This is a genomic window from Streptomyces sp. NPDC054796, assembly GCF_053611545.1.
This window is the reverse complement of the sequence record NZ_JBSHAO010000066.1, coordinates 23,845-41,692: the sequence shown is the minus strand read 5'-3', so window position 1 is coordinate 41,692 and position 17,848 is coordinate 23,845. Positions and strand designations below refer to the sequence as shown.

The window sequence follows — 17,848 nt, the reverse complement described above, 5'->3', positions numbered from 1 at the left end:
GGTGTCTTATTTTCCCCTGCCCCCGGGTACCGCCGGATGGGCCCCCCCCCCGGCGGTGACCGGGCCGGGGGGGCGCCACATGCCGCCATGCGGGTGATCTCATCGGCACACCGAACCCAGCATGGTGGACAAGAAGGGCCTCTTCAGGCTTGGCTCGTTTCGAAGCGGCTGATGCGGCCGTCGGTGACGGTGAAGCTCCACCGCGTGCGCATACTGCCCCAGGTGGAGTTGGTGTACATGACCGTCAGGGTCTGGCCGTCGGCCGAGACGTCCTCGATGTCCATGCGGCCGTCCGAGGAGAAGATCTCGCGCTCCGCCCAGGCGGCAAGGTCACGGTCGGTGCCGTCGTCGGACATGGTGGCGTCATCAGTCAGCGTGGCGAAGAAGGCGTCTTTGTCGCCGGCGTTGACGGCGGTGACGAAGGCGGCCACCGCGGGGTCACTCGGATATGCGGTCATCAGTACCTCCTGGTGTTACGCGCAGGGCGCCGATGCAGGCGGGAGCCGGCCGTGCCGGGAGCCGGCCGGTGCACCCGCCGGGAGACCACGGGATCAGCGGGTGGTGTAGCCGCCATTGGGGAACATCGTCTGACCGGTGAACCACCATCCTTCGGTGGCCAGGAACCTGATGATCGGGACGATGTCCTCGATGTGGGTGAGCTGGTTGCCCATCGCCTGCGACTTGTGGAACTCCACCCGCTCCGGGGTCTCCTGCGGGTAGAAGAACGGCGTGTCCATCGGCCCCGGAGCTACCGTGTTCACGGAGATCCCGCGGTCAGCGAACTCCTTGGCCGCCGCCCGGGTGAAGTGCTCCAGCGGCGCCTTGCCTCCGGCGTAGGTGGAGTAGCCGTCGGTGAAGGCGGCCAGCAGCGACGTGCCCAGGCTGATGATCTTGCCGTGGTCGTTCAGCCGGCGCCCGGCCTCCTGGATGAAGAAGTACGCCGCCTTGGCGTTGATGCCGAACATGCGGTCGTACTCTTCCTCGGTGGTCTCCAGGATCGGCTTGCGCAGCACCATCCCGGTGGTGTTGACCGCGATGTCGGCGCCGCCGTAGGTGTCCACCGCCGTGTCGAAGAGCCGCCGTACGTCGGCGACCTTCGTCAGGTCCCCCTGGACGGAGACGGCCTGTCCTCCGGCCTCCTGGATCGCCTTCACCGTCTGCTCGGCGTCGCTCTCGGAGCTGTGAAAGTGCACGACCACCTTCGCCCCGGCCTCCGCGAATGTCCTGCTGATCAGTCCGCCCAGGTTCTTCTCGCCACCGCCGACGACGGCGACCTTGTCCCGCAGCGTGTTCTCCGTCATGCTCCGCACTCCCTCACGTCCTTGCTGGCGAGCAGCTTGATCACGTACTACGGGCGAGTCTAGGCGGACATTCCGGGCATCAGGTAACAGAAGTTTCGGGACACCCCACAAACATCGTCGGTACCCCAGTCAGCGGACTGGTGCGCCGGAGAGCGGCTGACTCCCGCCTGGCCTTCGAGGCCGGTCGGGGGTTGACCCCCTTCCCGGCCTCGGGCCCGCCGCTCCTCCCCGAGGAGGGCGGCGCGCGCCACCCCGTACCCCGGTATCCCCCACGAGTTGGCTCCCCGGTGTGACGTACCGGGGCACGTCGCACCCGCAATCTCCTCTCCGGCAGGCGGCCGGGCCCTCCGGCAGCCGCAGGAGGGAGAACCGTCATGAAGCGCAGCGCGAACCGCAACGCAAAACACAGCGCACAGCGACGGCCGGGGCAACGGCCGCAGCGACGGCCGGGGCAGCGGCTGAGGCGCACGCTCATCGCCGTCGCGCTGGTCACGGCCGCGATCGGGGGAACCGCTGGCTGGGCCGTCGGCTCTGAGGAGACCGCCGTCACGGGGCCACCGCCCGGTGCCGCGGCCTGGCGCGCCGACACCTCGCTGGGCCGCGCGCTGCCCGACCCGGCCACCGCGCCCGCTGACGAGGTCGCCGGCTTCTTCGCGGGTCTCGGCCCCGCGCGGCGCGAAGCGCTCGTCCGACGTCACCCCCTCACCGTCGGCAACCTGGACGGCGCCCCGGTGGAGCTGCGCTACGAGGCCAACCGGCGGGCCCTCAAGAGCACGTGGGAGGGCGCGAAGGCGCGCGCCACCGAGCCCGGGCTCACCCTCCAGGACCACCAGCGGGCCCGTGCCGAGGCCGACCGCTACGCGGAACTCCTGGCACCGGGGCGGCAGATCCTCGCCTTCGACCCGCGCGGCAGGGGCCAAGTGGCCGAGGTGTACGGCGATCTGGCGTCCGCGCGGCGCACCGCCGTCGTCGTCCCCGGCTCCGACATCGACCTCGCGACCTTCGACGGGGGCGGCGAGAACCGCTACGGGAAGCCCGCCGGAATGGCGCGCTCCCTCCGGGAGCGGATGGCGCGGCAGTCGCCCGGCACGCCGACCGCGGTGATCGCCTGGGTCGGCTACACCACGCCCGTCGGGATCGGCCCCGACGCGGCCACCTCCCGGCTCGCCGAAGCGGGCGCGCCCCGGCTGGCGCGCTTCCTGCGCGGGCTGGCCGCGACGGGCGCACCGGCGCCGACCGTGCTCTGCCACAGCTACGGCTCGGTCGTCTGCGGCGAGGCGGCCCGCGACGGGGACGGTTCGACGGGCGGGAAGAACCGGAAGGGCCAGCAGAGCCCGAAGGGCCTGACGCGGCAGGAGGCCGCCGGGCTCGTGGTGTTCGGCTCGCCCGGCATGCACGCGGGGTCCGTCGAGGCGCTGGGCACGTCCGTGCCCGTCTGGGCGGCGCGCGACCGGGGGGACTGGATCGGCCGCGTGCCGAACGTCGAGTTCCTGGGCCTGGGCCACGGCAGCGACCCCGCCTCGCCGGAGTTCGGCGCCCGTGTCGTCAGCGCGGGGAGCGCCGAGGGCCACGCGGGCTACCTCGTCCCCGGCACCCGCTCACTCACCAACTTCGCCGCCATCACGCTCGGTGCCTGGGGCGACGTCCACTGCTCGTCGAAGGAGTGCACCCATGGCGTCTGACCTGCGCCTTCCCGCCCCCGCCTCTACCTCTGCCCCAGCCCCCACTCCCACTCCCACTCCCGTCCCCGTCAGACCCCCGCGCGGTCCACGCGGCTCCGTACGCGGTGCCGTGCGCTCCATAGAAGCCCGCACCCCCGCGCACCGCGACCGCGCCATCGACGGGCTGCGTGCCCTCGCGCTGCTCGCCGTGCCGACGGGGCACTGGTTGCTGGGCGGCTTCACGCGCGACGGCGACGGCGCGCTGCACAACGCCAGCCCTCTCGCCTCCCTCGGCTTCCTCGCGCCGCTGAGCTGGGTGCTCCAGCTCCTCGGGATCTTCTTCCTGGTCGGCGGCTACTCCTCGGTCCTCTCGCTGCGCCGCTCCACGGCGCGCGGCGAGACCACGGGCGCCTGGCTGCGCGCCCGGCTGTTGCGGCTCGGCCGCCCCGTGCTGGGGGTGACGGCCGTGTGGGCGGCGCTGTTGCCGCTGCTGTGGGCGGCCGGGGTGCCGGGCGGCACGCTGCGCACGGCCGCTGTGCTGGTGGTGCAGCCGCTGTGGTTCGTCGGCGTGTACGCGGGCGTCACCGCGCTGACCCCGTACTGCGTGCGCGCCACCGAGCGCCTGGGCGCCTGGGCCGCGGCGCCGCTGCTGGCCGCCGTCGCCGTCGTGGACGTGCTGCGCTACGGGCCCTGGGCCGAGGCCGTGCCCTCCTGGGTGGGCATGGCCAACCTGCTGCCTGGCTGGCTGTTCGCGTACCAGCTCGGCGTCTCCTGGGGCGAGGGCAGACTCGCCCGGCGCGGCGGCGTCCTGCTCCTGGGCGGCGGGGCCGCGCTGTTCGCGGTGCTGCTGCTCGTCTTCCACTATCCGGCGTCGATGGTCGGCGTCCCCGGTGAGGCCCGTACGAACTCGCACCCGCCGTCCCTGCTGGTGCTGGCGCTCGCCGGTGTGCAGTGCGGGGCCGCCGTCCTGCTGCGCGACCGCCTGGGGGCGCTGCTGCGCCGGCCGGCGCTGTGGGCGCCGGTGGTGCTGATCAACCTCTCGGCGATGACGATCTTCTGCTGGCACCAGTCGGCGATGCTGGCCGCGGCCGTGCCCAGCGCCTTCGCCGGCACCTTCGCGGGGCTGACGACCGCGCCGGACTCGCTGGGCTGGGTGCTGGCGCGGCTGGCCTGGATGCCGGTCTTCGCCCTGGCGCTGGTGGCGATCGGCAGCGTCACCCGGCGCTTCGAGGCGCCCTGGAAGGGCGTCACGGGCGCGCGGAAGGCCGTGGCCGCGCTGCTCGCGGCGGCCTTCGCGCTCTACGCCTTCGCGGTCGTGTGAGCACCTGGACCGGCCCGGAGCGGCCCTGCCCCGGTGTCGCCCCGTGCGCCGGGCCGACCTCGCCGAGCCGTGTCCGCGATCTTCCCGGTGTTCGTGCTCATACAGCTCATCCGGGGTTCTGGGCCCTCTCCGACGCCTCGCGCGCTTCCGCGTAGACGCCGATCTTGTGGTCCAGGACCGCCAGGGTCTCCTGGAGTTCGGCGATCCGCTCCCGCACGTCCACCCGTGTACGCACCAGCAGCCGCTCCCGCTCGGCGAACGTCCGCTCGCCCTCCCGCACCAGCTCGGCGTAGCGCACCATGTCGGCCACGGGCATGCCCGTCAGGCGCAGCTTGCCGACCAGTTCGAGCCAGTCGAGGTCCTTGTCGGTGAACCGGCGCTGCCCGGTGTGCGACCTGTCCACGTGCGGCATCAGCCCGATCCGCTCGTACCAGCGCAGCGTGTGGGCGCTCAGGCCCGTGCGCGCCGCGACCTCGCTGATGGTGTACCTGTCCTGCCCTCCGGGCCTCGGGGACACGGTCTCCCGCGCCGCACCCGCGTCCGCCGTCTCCGTCGCCGTCTTCGTCTCCGCTGCCGTCTCCGTCGCCGCCTTCGTCTCCATCACGCTCACAAGTGAACGCTACGGACTTCGAGCGCACTCCAAGCAAGCGCAAAACCGGGGCCAATTCTCCCGGGGTTAGGCTCGGGGCCATGGACAGCCTGCGGATGATCGAGAACTGGCCCGTGGACAACGCGGCGGCGGCCGTCGTACGCGCGGACGGCACCGTCGCGGGGACGCAGGGACCGGCCGGACGGCGCTTCGACCTCGCCTCCGTCACCAAACCGCTCGCCGCCTACGCCGTGCTCGTCGCCGTCGAGGAGGGTGCCGTCGAGCTGGACGAGCCCGCAGGGCCCGAGGGCTCGACCGTCCGCCATCTGCTCGCCCACACCTCGGGCCTCGCGTTCGACGAGGACCGGCCCATGGCCGCGCCCGGCACCCGCCGCATCTACTCCAACGCGGGCTTCGAGGCGCTCGGCGACCACCTCGCCAAGGCCACCGAGATCCCCTTCCCGCAGTACGTGCGCGAGGCGGTCTTCGAGCCGCTCGGCATGACCGCGACGGACCTGCCCGGCTCGCCCGCGAAGGACGCCGTCTCGACGGTCGGGGACCTGACGCGGTTCGCCGCCGAACTCCAGGCACCGCGCCTCGTGGCCCGTACGACGCTGGACGAGGCCACCTCCGTCGTCTTCCCCGGCCTGAAGGGCGTGCTGCCCGGCTACGGGAACCAGTCGCCCAACGACTGGGGCCTGGGCTTCGAGATCCGCGACGGCAAGTCCCCGCACTGGACGGGCGCCTCGTCCTCGCCGCGCACCTTCGGGCACTTCGGGCAGTCGGGCACGTTCCTGTGGGTGGACCCGGAAGCGGGCGCCGCGTGCGTGGCCCTCACGGACCGCGCCTTCGGCCCGTGGGCGACGGAGGTGTGGCCGCCCCTCACGGACGCGGTGCTGGCGGAGCTGCGCTGAGGCACGGGGCGCCCGCGCCCGGAATCCGCCGACGCGGGGTCACTGGACGCGGGGCCACTGGACGCGGGACCCCGGGCCCGGCCCGGCGGACGGGGCGGCCTGTGGACGGTGCCGTCCCGTGAACCGCCCGCCCTGCAAGCCGCCCGCGCCCCCTCACCCGTACGAGGGCTCCGCGTGCATCTCCCACAGCAGCAGCTCCGCCGGGCCGCCCAGCGCCGCCGCCTCCAGCTCCGCCGCCTCCGTGATCCGCGCCGCGTCGCCCCCGGCCAGCTCGTGCCCGTCGAGCACCACGCGCCCCCGCACCACGTGCGCGTACACCCACTGCGCGTCCGGCACCGCCGTGCGCTCCCCCTCGGCGAGCCGCCGCACATGCAGCACCGCCTCCGTACGGGGCAGCGCGAAGGGGGTGTTGTCGGCGATGCCGTGGACGACCTCGTACTCGGGCTCCGTGCCGAAGGCCCCGGGGACGAGCCACATCTGTACGAAGCGCAGCGGCCCCTCGCCCGCGTTGCGCTCCACGTGGCGCACTCCGCTGCCCGCGCTGAGCCGCTGCACGTCACCGGAGCGCACGAGGGAGGTGTGGCCCGCCGAGTCGCGGTGCTCCAGCTCGCCCTCGGCCACCCATGTGACGATCTCGACGTCGCGGTGCGGATGCTCCTCGAAGCCCGCCCCTACCGCGAGGCGTTCCTCGTTGCAGGCCACGAGGAGGCCGAAGTTCACGTTGTCCGGGTCGTAGAAGCCCGAGAAGGAGAACGCGTGCCGGGTATCGATCCCGGCGTCCGCTTCGCCGCCCCGATACCGGTCGTCAGCCCGCCACACCTGAAGCATGGGCACCACGTTGACGTGCTCCCTGGTCTAAAGTCCAGGGCTTCCGGCCTGGGTCGTGTGGCCCTTCCGGGGGCTTCCTGCTTCACCGCGCTGTGCGGGCACGGGTGCCCGTCTTACCGGCGCTCCACAGGCGTTTAGCGTCTCCGCCCGTCCGGCGGCGACGATACGGCGTCCCTCGAAGAGGACATTGCGGGCCGCGTTGTGGTCACGCTCATGCACCGTGCCACACACGCCGCACGTCCACTCCCGCACATGCAGGGGCTTGGGGCCGTCCCGCACTCCGCAGACCGAGCAGACCTGCGAGGACGGGAAAGCACGGTCCACCCTGGCGAAGGCGCGCCCGTGCTTGACCGCCTTGTACTCCAGCATCCCAGTGAACGCGGACCACCCCGCGTCGTGCACGGACTTGCCCAGCCGGGTACGGGCGAGGCCGGCCACCGCGAGGTCTTCCACATACACCGCTTGGTTCTCGCGGATGATCCGTGTGGAAGCCTTGTGGTGCCAGTCCCGGCGCCGGTCCACCACCCGGGCATGCTGGCGCGCGACCTTGATCCGGGCCTTGGCCCGGTTCTTCGATCCCTTGGCCTTGCGGGACAGCTCCCGCTGAAGGCGCTTGAGCTTCTTCTCCGCCCGGCGCAGGAAACGCGGGCTGGCGATCCTGGAGCCGTCGGACAGGACCGCGAAGACGGACAGACCCAGGTCGATACCGGCCTCCGCTTCCACCTCGGGGAGGATGTCCGGCTCGGTCTCCACGACGAAACTGAGGAAGTACCGGCCCGCGCCGTCCCTGGTGACGGTCACAGAAGTCGGGGCCGCCGGAAGCCGACGCGACCACCTGATCTTGAGATGGCCGACCTTGGCCACATACACCCTGCCGTCGCCGGGGAGGGAGAAGGCGTTGGCGTTGAGGCGGACCGACTGCCGGGTGTCCCTCTTCGACTTGTACCGGGGCGGCCCCACCTTGCGACCGGACCGCTTACCCTTCAGCGAGTCGAAGAAGCTCTTGAAGGCCACATCCAAATCCCGCAGGGACTGTTGCAGGACGACCGCCGACACCTCAGCGAGCCAGGCACGCTCCTCGGTGCGCTTGGCCTGGGTGATACGCAGCCGCGACAACTCAGCCGACGTGACATACGGCAGTCCTGCCGCGTGCGCTTCCCTCCGGTCACGCAGGCAGTCGTTCCACACCACACGCGCACACCCGAACGCTCTGGCCAGCGCACGGCACTGGGCGGCATCCGAGTAGACCCGGTAGTTGTAACGAAGCTGCACAAGCCCGACCCTACTCACCGTCACGCCATAGACGCATAAACCCCCCACAAGCGCGGCAGATACGTGGTTTCGGCGATGTATGCGCACTCAGTGATCAACCATGCCCCTCACCACAGGCACCTGTCCTCCCACTCTCCGCATCATGCGGCGGAGCACCGTTGGCGATCACCCGTCAGCGCGGCAAGCAGCAAGAACGTCCCCTCTAAGGTGCACTTCAGAGCAGTCTTGAGATGCATTCACCCCCGGCGTGAACGCCGGGGCCTTCTGCAAGAGCCCCGGTAATCCGCCCAGGTTGTCCGGAGACGGCCCCCGCACCCGCTTACGCCATCCGATAAGGCAGGCTTGTCACGTGCCCGAACCCACAGAGCCCTCCCCCAGCCCGCAGCCGGACCCGCGAAAGCGGCGGCAGGAAACGCCGGAGCACCCGCACACGGCCACGCTCCGGAGGCTGGAGCAGTCCTCCGGGAAGCTCGCCGCTTCGGCCATCGCGCGCATGGACGAGCAGTTGCCGTGGTACCGCGCGATGCCCCCGGAGAACCGCTCCTGGATCGGGCTCGTCGCGCAGGCGGGCATCGCGGCCTTCACCGAGTGGTTCCGGCACCCGGAGACGCCGCAGGCCATCAGCACCGACGTGTTCGGCACGGCGCCGCGCGAGCTGACGCGGGCGATCACGCTGCGGCAGACCGTGGAGATGGTGCGCACCACCATCGAGGTCGTCGAGGCCGAGATCGACGAGGTCGCGGCGCCTGGTGACGAGTCGGTGCTGCGCGAGGCGCTGCTCGTCTACGCGCGGGAGATCGCCTTCGCCACCGCGCAGGTGTATGCGCAGGCCGCTGAGGCGCGGGGCGCCTGGGACGCGCGTCTTGAGTCCCTGGTGGTCAACGCCGTGCTCTCGGGCGAGGCCGACGAGGGCGCCGTCTCCCGGGCCGCCGCGCTCGGCTGGAACTCGCCCGAGCACGTGGCGGTGGTCCTGGGCACCGCGCCCGACGGGGACAGCGAACTGACCGTCGAGGCCATCAGGCGCGCGGCCCGGCACGCCAAGCTCCAGGTCCTCACGGGGGTGCTCGGGAACCGGCTGGTGGTCATCGCGGGCGGCTCCGACGACCCGCTGCGCTCCGCGAAGTCCCTGATCGGGCCGTTCGCGCCGGGTCCCGTCGTGGCGGGGCCCGTGGTGGGCGACCTGCTGTCGGCGACGCGCTCGGCGCAGGCCGCCGCGGCGGGGCTGCGGGCCTCGGCCGCCTGGCCCGACGCGCCCCGGCCCGTACTCGCCGACGATCTGCTGCCGGAGCGCGCGATGGCGGGCGACCCGGCCGCGCGGGACCTCTTGGTGGAGGAGATCTACAGACCGCTGGAGGAGGCGGGCTCGGCGCTGCTGGAGACGCTGAGCGTCTACCTGGAGCAGGCGAGCAGCCTGGAGGGCGCCGCCCGGATGCTGTTCGTGCACCCCAACACCGTCCGCTACCGGCTGCGACGTGTGACGGATGTCACCGGCTGGTCGCCCTCGGACGTCCGGTCCGCCTTCACGCTGCGTATCGCGCTGATCCTGGGGCGTCTCGCCGACTTCGAGAGCCAGCCCTAGGCTCGGACGCGCCCTTTGTCGAGGGTTCACAATTCCCCTGACGGTTCTTCGTATCGGTCCCCACGGGCGGGGACCGCTGTCCACAAGAGAGAGTGAAAGAGTGCTCGTACTCGTCGCTCCCGGCCAAGGCGCTCAGAAGCCTGGCCTCCTGAACCCCTGGCTCGACCTCCCCGGTGTCGGTGACCGGCTCGCGGAGTGGTCGGCCGCCATCGACCTGGACCTGGTGCACTACGGCACCGAGGCCGACGCGGACGCGATCCGCGACACGGCCGTGGCCCAGCCGCTGCTCGTCGCCTCCAGCCTGATCTCGACCGAGGTCCTGCTGGACGGCCAGGACCCCGCGCGGGTGCTGGGCGCCACGGCGGGGCACAGCGTCGGTGAGCTGGCCGCCGCCGCGATCGCAGGTGTGCTGTCCCCCGGCGACGCCATGTCGCTCGTCCGCACCCGCGGCCGGGCCATGGCAGAGGCCGCCGCCGTGACCGAGACCGGGATGTCCGCCGTGCTCGGCGGGGACCCCGAGCAGGTCACCGCGCACCTGGAGAAGCTCGGCCTCACCGCGGCCAACGTGAACGGCGGCGGCCAGATCGTCGCCGCCGGTACCGCGGAGGAGCTGGCGGCCCTCGCGGAGGACAAGCCCGAGAAGGCCCGCGTCATCCCGCTGAAGGTGGCGGGCGCCTTCCACACCCGTCACATGGCCCCCGCGGTCGCCACCCTGGAGTCCGCGGTCAAGGACGTCACCGCCTCCGACCCGGCCGTGCGCTACGTCTCCAACCTCGACGGCCAGGCCGTCGGCTCGGGTGACGAGGTCGTGCGGCGGCTGGTCAACCAGATCTCCGCCTCCGTGCGGTGGGACCTGTGCATGGAGACCTTCAAGGAACTGGGCGTCACCGCCCTCATCGAGGTCTGCCCCGGCGGCACCCTCACCGGGCTCGCCAAGCGCGGCCTGCCCGGCGTGCAGACCCTCGCGCTGAAGTCCCCCGACGACCTCGAAGCGGCCCGCGCGCTCATCGCCGAGCACGCGCCGACCGCCTGAGCCCCTAGGAGCCCGGAGAGCATGACCGCGAAGATCAAGCCAGCGAAGGGCTCCCCGTACGCGCGCGTTCTCGGTGTCGGCGGCTACCGCCCGACCCGTGTCGTGCCGAACGAGGAGATCCTGAAGCACATCGACTCGTCCGACGAGTGGATCCGCTCCCGCTCCGGCATCGCGACCCGCCACTGGGCAGGCCCCGAGGAGACCGTGGCGGAGATGACCCTGGAGGCGGCGGGCAAGGCCGTCGCCGACGCCGGGATCTCGCCCGACCAGGTGGGCGCGGTCATCATCTCGACCGTCTCGCACTTCAAGCAGACGCCCGCCGTCGCGACGGAGATCGCCGACCGGATGGGCGCGGGCAAGGCCGCCGCGTTCGACATCAACGCGGGCTGCGCGGGCTTCGGCTACGGCCTGACCATCGCGAAGGGTCTGATCACCGAGGGCAGCGCCGAGTACGTCCTCGTGGTCGGCGCCGAGCGGCTGTCCGACCTGACCGACCTGACCGACCGCTCCACCGCGTTCCTGTTCGGGGACGGCGCCGGCGCGGTCATCGTCGGCCCCTCGGAGGAGCCCGCCATGGGCCCCACCGTGTGGGGCTCCGAGGGCGACAAGTCCGACGTCATCAGCCAGACCGTGTCCTGGGAGGCGTACCGCCAGGATCCGGCCTCCGTCGAGAAGTTCCCTGCCATCCGGCAGGAGGGCCAGACGGTCTTCCGCTGGGCGGTCTTCGAGATGGCGAAGGTGGCCCAGGAGGCCCTGGACGCCGCCGGGATCTCGCCCGCTGACCTGGACGTCTTCATCCCGCACCAGGCCAACATGCGGATCATCGACTCGATGGTGAAGACTCTCAAGCTGCCGGAGCACGTCATGGTCGCCCGTGACGTGGAGACCACCGGCAACACCTCGGCCGCCTCCATCCCGCTCGCCATGGAGCGGCTGCTGGCGACCGGGCAGGCGAAGAGCGGCGACACCGCGCTCGTCATCGGATTCGGGGCGGGTCTCGTGTACGCGGCTACGGTCGTTACCCTCCCTTAGTCAAGATCCCCGCAGTCCGTACAAAGGCGTACGGACGCCCAGACACCCACCGCAACACACCGAAGGAGCGCCGCAATGGCCGCCACGCAGGAAGAGATCGTCGCCGGTCTCGCTGAGATCGTGAACGAGATCGCCGGTATCCCCACCGAGGACGTGAAGACCGAGAAGTCCTTCACCGACGACCTGGACGTCGACTCGCTGTCCATGGTCGAGGTCGTCGTCGCCGCCGAGGAGCGCTTCGGCGTGAAGATCCCGGACGACGACGTCAAGAACCTCAAGACCGTCGGCGACGCGACCGAGTACATCCTCAAGCACCAGGACTGACCCGTCCGACGACGCGTTTGTCGCCACCCGCTTCCGAGGTGGCTCAAATGCTCACCCTCTACCAGTGGAGACAGGAATCCAGTGAACGCGACCCATCACACCGTGGTCGTCACCGGTATCGGCGCAACCACACCGCTGGGTGGCGACAGCGCATCGACCTGGGAAGGTCTCGTCGCCGGGCGCTCCGGTGTACACCTTCTCGAACAGGAATGGGCGGCCGAGCTGCCGGTCCGCATCGCCGCCGAGGCGGCGGTGGACCCCGGTGAGATCATCCCGAGGCCGCAGGCACGCAAGCTCGACCGCTCGGCCCAGTTCGCGCTGATCGCCGCCCGCGAGGCGTGGGCGGACGCGGGCTTCACGGCCAAGGCGGGCGAGGACGCCTCGGTGTCCCCCGACCGCCTCGGCTCGGTCATCGCGTCGGGCATCGGCGGCGTGACCACGCTGCTCGACCAGTACGACGTGCTCAAGGAGAAGGGCGTACGCCGCGTCTCCCCGCACACCGTGCCGATGCTGATGCCCAACAGCCCCAGCGCCAACGTCGGTCTGGAGGTCAACGCGCGCGCCGGTGTGCACACACCGGTCAGCGCCTGCGCCTCCGGCTCCGAGGCCATCGGCTACGCGGTCGAGATGATCCGTACAGGCCGGGCCGACATCGTCGTGGCGGGCGGCACGGAAGCGGCCATCCACCCGCTGCCCATCGCCGCCTTCGGCAACATGATGGCGATGTCCAAGAACAACGACGACCCGCAGGGCGCCTCCCGCCCGTACGACGTCGACCGCAACGGCTTCGTCCTCGGCGAGGGCGCGGGCGTGATCGTGCTGGAGTCCGAGGAGCACGCCAAGCGGCGCGGCGCGAAGATCTACGCGGAGGCCGTCGGCCAGGGCATCTCGGCGGACAGCCACCACATCACGCAGCCGGAGCCCAGCGGCAACGGCATCGCGCTGGCCCTCCAGAACCTGGTGGAGCGCAACGATCTGAAGCCCTCGGAGATCGTGCACATCAACGCGCACGCCACCTCCACGCCGCAGGGTGACATCGCCGAGCTGAAGGCGCTGCGCAAGGTCTTCGGCGACGACGTCGACCACATGGCGGTCTCCGGCACCAAGTCGATGACCGGGCATCTGCTCGGCGGCGCCGGCGGTGTCGAGACGGTGGCCTCGATCCTGGCGTTGCGCGACCGCGTGGCCCCGCCGACGATCAACGTCCAGAACCTGGACCCGGAGGCGGACGCCGACGTGGTGACGGGCGAGGCGCGGTCCCTGCCCGAGGGCAGGATCGCGGCGCTGAACAACTCCTTCGGCTTCGGCGGCCACAACGTCGTCCTGGCCTTCCGCTCGGTCTGAGCTGCTGAGCTGCTGAGCAGCATCCGGGCGGTGAGGGTGTGAGCCGGTAGCCGGGCCCGCCGGACACCACCGGTGGGCCCGGCGCCCGCGCCATACGGGTAAGGGGCGGTCTCCTTGGAGGCCGCCCCTTACTCATGCTCGGGGGCTCACTTCGGGGCGCGGCCGTCCGCGAAACTCGCGTAGTACGAGGCGGCCATGTCCGCTTCGCCGTGGCCCTGTTCGGCGGCGCGACGGAAGCGCTCGGCACCCGCTTCCATGACGTCCAGCCTGACGCCGACGTCCCCTCCCGCCTCGACGATGAGCCGCGCGTCCTTCTCGGCCGTCTCCACGGCGAAGCTCGGGGTGAAGTCGCGGGAGCGGATGGCGGCGGCCTTGAGCTGGAGATAGCCCATGTCCAGCGGGCCGCCCGCGATGGCCTCCAGGAAGCTCTGCGGATCGACCCCGAGCCCGTCGGCCAGCGCCAGCGCCTCGGCCGTGCCGTGGGTGACGGTCAGCACCCAGCTGTTGCAGACCAGCTTCAGCCGGGTCGCGGCACCCGGCTCCCCCGCCACCCAGACCGTGCGCGCGGCGACCGCGTCCAGCACCGGGTCCAGCCGTGCCCGCGCCCGCTCTGGACCGGCCGCGAGGACCAGGAGCTGCCCCGTCTCCGCGGGCTGCCGGGTGCCCAGCACGGGCGCGTCCACGAAGGTGATCCCCCGCTCGACGGCGAACTCCGCCAGCGGCGGCAGCCCTTCGGTGCCCGCCGTCGTGCACTGGAGCCACACCGTGTCGCGGCCCAGCCCCGGCTCGGCGGCGCGCATGGTCTCCAGGGTGGCGGGCCCGTCGTAGAGCATGGTGAGCACCACGTCGGCGCCGTCCACCGCCTCCGCCGGGGTGTCGGTGACGCGTACTCCGTCGTCGGCCAGGGGCCGGGCCTTGGCGCGGGTGCGGTTCCAGGCGCGGACGTCGAGTCCTGCGCGGCAGAGGTTGCGGGCCATCGCGGCCCCCATGATTCCTGTGCCCAGCACTGCTACTGAGGTTCGGTCAGCCATGCGTGCACGCTATGCCCTGACACGCGCGCGGTGTGGGTGCGGCGCCGTGCGTTGGGCCGTACCGGGTGCTCCCCGGGGAGGGTGCGCGGTCAGACCACCTGGTGCAGCCAGCGGACGGGGGCGCCCTCTCCGGCGTAGCGGAAGGGCTCCAGCTCGTCGTCCCAGGGCTTGCCGAGCAGCCGGGACAGCTCGGCCTCCAGATCGCCTTCTCCGCGCTTGGAGCGGGCCAGCGCCGCACGCAGTCTGTCCTCGGGGATGAGGATGTCGCCGTGCATGCCGGTGACGGCGTGGAAGATGCCCAGCTCGGGCGTGGAGCTGTAGCGCTCGCCCTCGGCCGTGGGGCAGGGCTCCGCGGTGACTTCGAAGCGCAGGAGGTGCCAGCCGCGCAGCGCCGAGGCCAGCTTGGAGGCGGTGCCGGGATCGCCCTGCCAGGAGAACTCGGCGCGCCAGGTGCCGGGTGAGGCGGGCTGTCTGATCCAGTCGAGATTGACCCGGGCGCCGAGGACACCCGCCACGGCCCATTCGACGTGCGGGCACAGCGCGCGGGGCGCGGAGTGCACGTACAGAACTCCACGTGTCGTCACCGGGACCTCCAGTGCGGTTCGAGGGCCGCCTCGCCGACGGCCTCGATGACCTGCTGGTCACGCGCCGGATCGGCGCCTGACATTCTGCACCATCGGCCACTCCCTACCAGCGCCCGAGGTTACGAATAGTAAACACCATTGCGATCAATTCTCCCCGAAAGGGACATGAAGTGACGCGATGTAATATTTAGTTGTCGCTGTGCGCTCCCTCACCCCACAGGCCACGGGGCAAAACTACCCTGCGGGACCGCACCACGAGTGACGTACCGTCGGATGGACGCCGGGGAGCCGGTCGGACAGGGAGAGACGGGGACGCGCATGCGGGACAGCCATCCGGTCGGCACGGGCACAGGGGCGGGCCGCCGCCGTCGCGTGCGGGCCGTCGCACTCGGCGCCTTCGCCGCCGTGCTGGCCGGAGGGATCGCGCTCGCCGCCTTCGGTGGCGCCGGGGACGGCGGCGGCCAGGAGACCCGGCAGGGCCCCGGCGGCAGACAGCCGTCCGCCTCGCCCTCCCCCACCCCCGTCTGGGACCGGCACCCCGAATCCCTCGCGGCCGTCGGCGACTCCATCACACGCGGCTTCGACGCCTGTTCGCTGCTCGCCGACTGCACCAGGGTCTCCTGGGCCACCGGTTCGGACACCGGGGTGGACAGCCTGGCGGGCCGCCTGCTGGACGACCCCTCCGGCGACAGCTGGAACTACGCGCGCAGCGGCTCCGTCATGGCCGACCTGCCGCGCCAGATGAAGCGCGCCGCCGGGCGCGAGCCCGACATGGTGACGGTGATGAGCGGCGCGAACGACGCCTGCCAGCCGACGGTGGCCCGCATGACCTCCGTCGACGACTACCGCGAGAGCTTCCGCGAGGCGATGCGCACCCTGCGGAAGGAGAGCCCGAAGACGCAGGTCTACGTGGCCAGCGTGCCGGACCTCAAACGGCTGTGGTCCGAGGGCCGGGCCAACCCGATGGGCGAGCGGATCTGGCGGCTGGGGATCTGCCAGTCGATGCTGCGGGACGCGAAGTCGGTGACCGAGGCGGCCGAGGAGCGGCGCCAGGAGGTGTACGAACGGGTGGTGGCGTACAACCGCGTACTGGAACAGGAGTGCGCCGAGGATCTGCGCTGCCGCTATGACGGGGGCGCCGTCTTCTCGTACCGCTTCACCGAGACGGAGCTGAGCGACTGGGACTGGTTCCACCCCAGCAAACAGGGCCAGCGCAAACTCGCCGAACTCGCCTACCGCGAGATAGTCGCCCCCAACGAGGGCTAACCCCTTCACCGCTATGCCCCCCTTCACGGGGTGCGACGTTGACCGCCCCACAGGGTGCGCGTCTCCTCTGGGGGTGCGGTGGCCTCGCGGCTTCGTTTCCGGGTGCGGCTGTATGGCTACGGCGCGGCGTGTGGTTGCGGTGCGATGCGGCTTGCGCCGCGTGGTTCTTGGCTTGCGCCCGTGGCCGTGTGGGGCGCGTGCTCTTGGGTGTCCGGTGCCGTGCCCCCGGTGGCCCACTGCCACTCCGGATCCGCTGAGGCCGACTCCATGCCGTGCGGCGGCACGCCCCAGCGCGGGACCTACGGTCCCCACTCCCCGGGCCGACCGTCCCGCGCGACACCCCCGTGCAGGGGCAACCCCCCGTTTCCTTCCGCACCCCGCGAAGGGGAACCGCGAAAGACCCCCCACACAACCCATTGACGCGGCTCGCGCGCGCTCAATAGATTCACGCCAGCATTTCGAACGTGTGACGAAATATCGAACATCGTAAGGGGTCAACTGCCGTGCGCATCACCGGAATCAGTACCCACGTCGTCGGGACACCATGGCGCAACCTGACCTACGTACAGGTGCACACGGACGAGGGGCTCACGGGGGTGGGCGAGACCCGGATGCTCGGGCACACCGACGCGCTGGTGGGCTATCTGCGGGAGGCCGAGGCCAACCACATCGCCGGGTCCGACCCGTTCGCTGTCGAGGACCTGGTGCGCCGCATGAAGTACGGCGACTACGGGCGCGCGGGCGAGATCGTGATGTCCGGCATCGCGTGCGTGGAGATGGCCTGCTGGGACATCAAGGGCAAGGCACTGGGCGTGCCGGTCTGGCAGCTTCTCGGCGGCAAGGTGACCGACAGGGTCAAGGCGTACGCGAACGGCTGGTACACCACGGAACGCACGCCGGACGCCTACCACAAGGCCGCCACCGCCGTGGTGGAGCGCGGTTACCGCGCGCTGAAGATCGACCCCTTCGGCACCGGGCACTTCGAGCTGGACCACGAGCAGACCGGCTACGCGGTGTCCCTGATCGAGGCCGTAAGGGACGCGATCGGCCCCGGTACCGAGCTGATGCTGGAGATGCACGGGCGCTTCAGCCCGTCCACAGCCGTGCGGCTCGCCAAGGAGATGGCGCCGTTCCGCCCGGCCTGGCTGGAGGAGCCGGTGCCGCCGGAGAACCTCAAGGCGCTGGCCAAGGTCGCCGAGAAGGTGGACCTGCCGGTGGCCACCGGCGAACGCATCCACGACCGCATCGAGTTCCGCGAGCTGTTCGAGTCGCAGGCGGCCGACATCATCCAGCCCGACGTCGGCCACATCGGCGGCATCCTGGAGACCCGCAAGCTGGCCGCGACGGCCGAGACCCACTACACGCTGATCGCCCCGCACAACGTCGGCGGCCCGGTCCTCACCGCCGCATCGCTCCAGGTCGCGGGCTGTACGCCCAACTTCAAGATCCTGGAGCACTTCAACGACTTCGCCGACGCGGAGATCAAGAAGGTCGTCAAGGGAGCCCCGCAGGTCGTCGACGGCTACTTCGAACTGTCCGATGCCCCGGGTCTCGGGGTCGAACTGGATACCGAAGCGGCGGCAGAATTCCCCCAGCAGCAGGCCCGGTTCGATCTGTGGGCCGAGGGCTGGGAGAAGCGGGACCCCAAGGGCGGCGAGCGGTGAGGGAAACGGCGCTCGGGCCCGTACGGTCCTTCGGACCGGCGGGCCAGGAGGCCCGCCCGGCGAAGGGAGCACCGGTGGAGACGACTTCGGCCGACGCGCACGAAC

At 71.5% G+C, this 17,848-nt stretch carries 17 protein-coding genes; 10 read left to right on the top strand and 7 right to left on the bottom strand.

Features of this window, described 5'->3' with window-relative positions; genetic code table 11:
• Positions 1-143 precede the first annotated feature (143 nt).
• On the bottom strand, positions 144-458 hold the full coding sequence (locus ACWGJ2_RS35005) for a nuclear transport factor 2 family protein (protein WP_453350380.1): 315 nt from the start codon (positions 456-458) through the stop codon (positions 144-146).
• A 93-nt stretch (positions 459-551) separates the two neighbouring features.
• Positions 552-1,301, bottom strand: a complete 750-nt coding sequence (locus ACWGJ2_RS35000; RefSeq protein ID WP_453350379.1) for an SDR family oxidoreductase — start codon at positions 1,299-1,301, stop codon at positions 552-554.
• A 374-nt stretch (positions 1,302-1,675) separates the two neighbouring features.
• Between ACWGJ2_RS35000 and ACWGJ2_RS34995 the strand changes: the two genes are divergently transcribed.
• Both ACWGJ2_RS34995 and ACWGJ2_RS34990 read left to right on the top strand, forming a co-directional pair.
• Entirely contained in the window at positions 1,676-2,983 is a 1,308-nt protein-coding gene (locus tag ACWGJ2_RS34995; protein WP_453350378.1) for an alpha/beta hydrolase, read from the top strand.
• A complete protein-coding gene (locus ACWGJ2_RS34990; protein ID WP_453350377.1) occupies positions 2,973-4,283 on the top strand; it encodes an acyltransferase family protein in 1,311 nt (436 codons plus the stop codon). The genes ACWGJ2_RS34995 and ACWGJ2_RS34990 overlap by 11 nt, the downstream gene beginning before the upstream one ends.
• 106 nt (positions 4,284-4,389) lie before the next feature.
• On the opposite strand, the gene ACWGJ2_RS34985 is transcribed toward ACWGJ2_RS34990, so the two are convergent.
• Positions 4,390-4,884 carry a MerR family transcriptional regulator gene (locus ACWGJ2_RS34985; RefSeq protein ID WP_453350385.1) on the bottom strand — a complete coding sequence of 165 codons (495 nt, stop codon included), beginning with the start codon at positions 4,882-4,884 and terminating at the stop codon, positions 4,390-4,392.
• A gap of 89 nt (positions 4,885-4,973) precedes the next feature.
• On the opposite strand from ACWGJ2_RS34985, the gene ACWGJ2_RS34980 reads away from it, so the two are divergent.
• The gene (locus tag ACWGJ2_RS34980; RefSeq protein WP_453350376.1) at positions 4,974-5,786 is read left to right on the top strand and encodes a serine hydrolase domain-containing protein; all 813 of its coding nucleotides are present in this window, start codon (positions 4,974-4,976) and stop codon (positions 5,784-5,786) included.
• A gap of 153 nt (positions 5,787-5,939) precedes the next feature.
• Here the strand turns inward: ACWGJ2_RS34980 and ACWGJ2_RS34975 are convergent, their stop codons facing one another.
• Together ACWGJ2_RS34975 and ACWGJ2_RS34970 are read right to left on the bottom strand one after the other, a co-directional pair.
• Positions 5,940-6,614, bottom strand: coding sequence for a pirin family protein (locus ACWGJ2_RS34975; protein ID WP_453350384.1), 675 nt, complete (start codon positions 6,612-6,614; stop codon positions 5,940-5,942).
• Positions 6,615-6,641: 27 nt separating this feature from the next.
• Positions 6,642-7,886 (bottom strand): RNA-guided endonuclease InsQ/TnpB family protein, encoded by a 1,245-nt coding sequence (locus ACWGJ2_RS34970; RefSeq protein WP_453350375.1) that lies wholly within the window; start codon positions 7,884-7,886, stop codon positions 6,642-6,644.
• A gap of 448 nt (positions 7,887-8,334) precedes the next feature.
• Here ACWGJ2_RS34970 and ACWGJ2_RS34965 point away from each other — a divergent pair, with 448 nt between their 5' ends.
• The 5 genes from ACWGJ2_RS34965 to fabF all read left to right on the top strand — a co-directional run bounded on the left by ACWGJ2_RS34965 (position 8,335) and on the right by fabF (position 13,198).
• Positions 8,335-9,465 carry a PucR family transcriptional regulator gene (locus ACWGJ2_RS34965; RefSeq protein ID WP_453350383.1) on the top strand — a complete coding sequence of 377 codons (1,131 nt, stop codon included), beginning with the start codon at positions 8,335-8,337 and terminating at the stop codon, positions 9,463-9,465.
• A gap of 100 nt (positions 9,466-9,565) precedes the next feature.
• Entirely contained in the window at positions 9,566-10,498 is a 933-nt protein-coding gene (locus ACWGJ2_RS34960) for an ACP S-malonyltransferase (protein ID WP_453350374.1), read from the top strand.
• A gap of 21 nt (positions 10,499-10,519) precedes the next feature.
• Positions 10,520-11,530, top strand: coding sequence for a beta-ketoacyl-ACP synthase 3 (locus ACWGJ2_RS34955; RefSeq protein WP_453350373.1), 1,011 nt, complete (start codon positions 10,520-10,522; stop codon positions 11,528-11,530).
• A 75-nt stretch (positions 11,531-11,605) separates the two neighbouring features.
• Positions 11,606-11,854 (top strand): acyl carrier protein, encoded by a 249-nt coding sequence (locus ACWGJ2_RS34950; RefSeq protein WP_453350372.1) that lies wholly within the window; start codon positions 11,606-11,608, stop codon positions 11,852-11,854.
• Positions 11,855-11,935: 81 nt separating this feature from the next.
• Positions 11,936-13,198 carry a beta-ketoacyl-ACP synthase II gene (gene fabF / locus ACWGJ2_RS34945; RefSeq protein ID WP_453350371.1) on the top strand — a complete coding sequence of 421 codons (1,263 nt, stop codon included), beginning with the start codon at positions 11,936-11,938 and terminating at the stop codon, positions 13,196-13,198.
• A gap of 146 nt (positions 13,199-13,344) precedes the next feature.
• Here fabF and ACWGJ2_RS34940 read toward each other — a convergent pair whose 3' ends face one another.
• Positions 13,345-14,229, bottom strand: coding sequence for an NAD(P)-dependent oxidoreductase (locus ACWGJ2_RS34940; protein ID WP_453350370.1), 885 nt, complete (start codon positions 14,227-14,229; stop codon positions 13,345-13,347).
• A gap of 89 nt (positions 14,230-14,318) precedes the next feature.
• On the bottom strand, positions 14,319-14,813 hold the full coding sequence (locus ACWGJ2_RS34935; protein ID WP_453350369.1) for a DUF3145 domain-containing protein: 495 nt from the start codon (positions 14,811-14,813) through the stop codon (positions 14,319-14,321).
• A gap of 318 nt (positions 14,814-15,131) precedes the next feature.
• On the opposite strand from ACWGJ2_RS34935, the gene ACWGJ2_RS34930 reads away from it, so the two are divergent.
• Positions 15,132-16,079, top strand: a complete 948-nt coding sequence (locus ACWGJ2_RS34930; protein WP_453350368.1) for an SGNH/GDSL hydrolase family protein — start codon at positions 15,132-15,134, stop codon at positions 16,077-16,079.
• 503 nt (positions 16,080-16,582) lie between these two features.
• Positions 16,583-17,743 (top strand): mandelate racemase/muconate lactonizing enzyme family protein, encoded by a 1,161-nt coding sequence (locus ACWGJ2_RS34925; RefSeq protein WP_453350367.1) that lies wholly within the window; start codon positions 16,583-16,585, stop codon positions 17,741-17,743.
• Positions 17,744-17,848 lie beyond the last annotated feature (105 nt).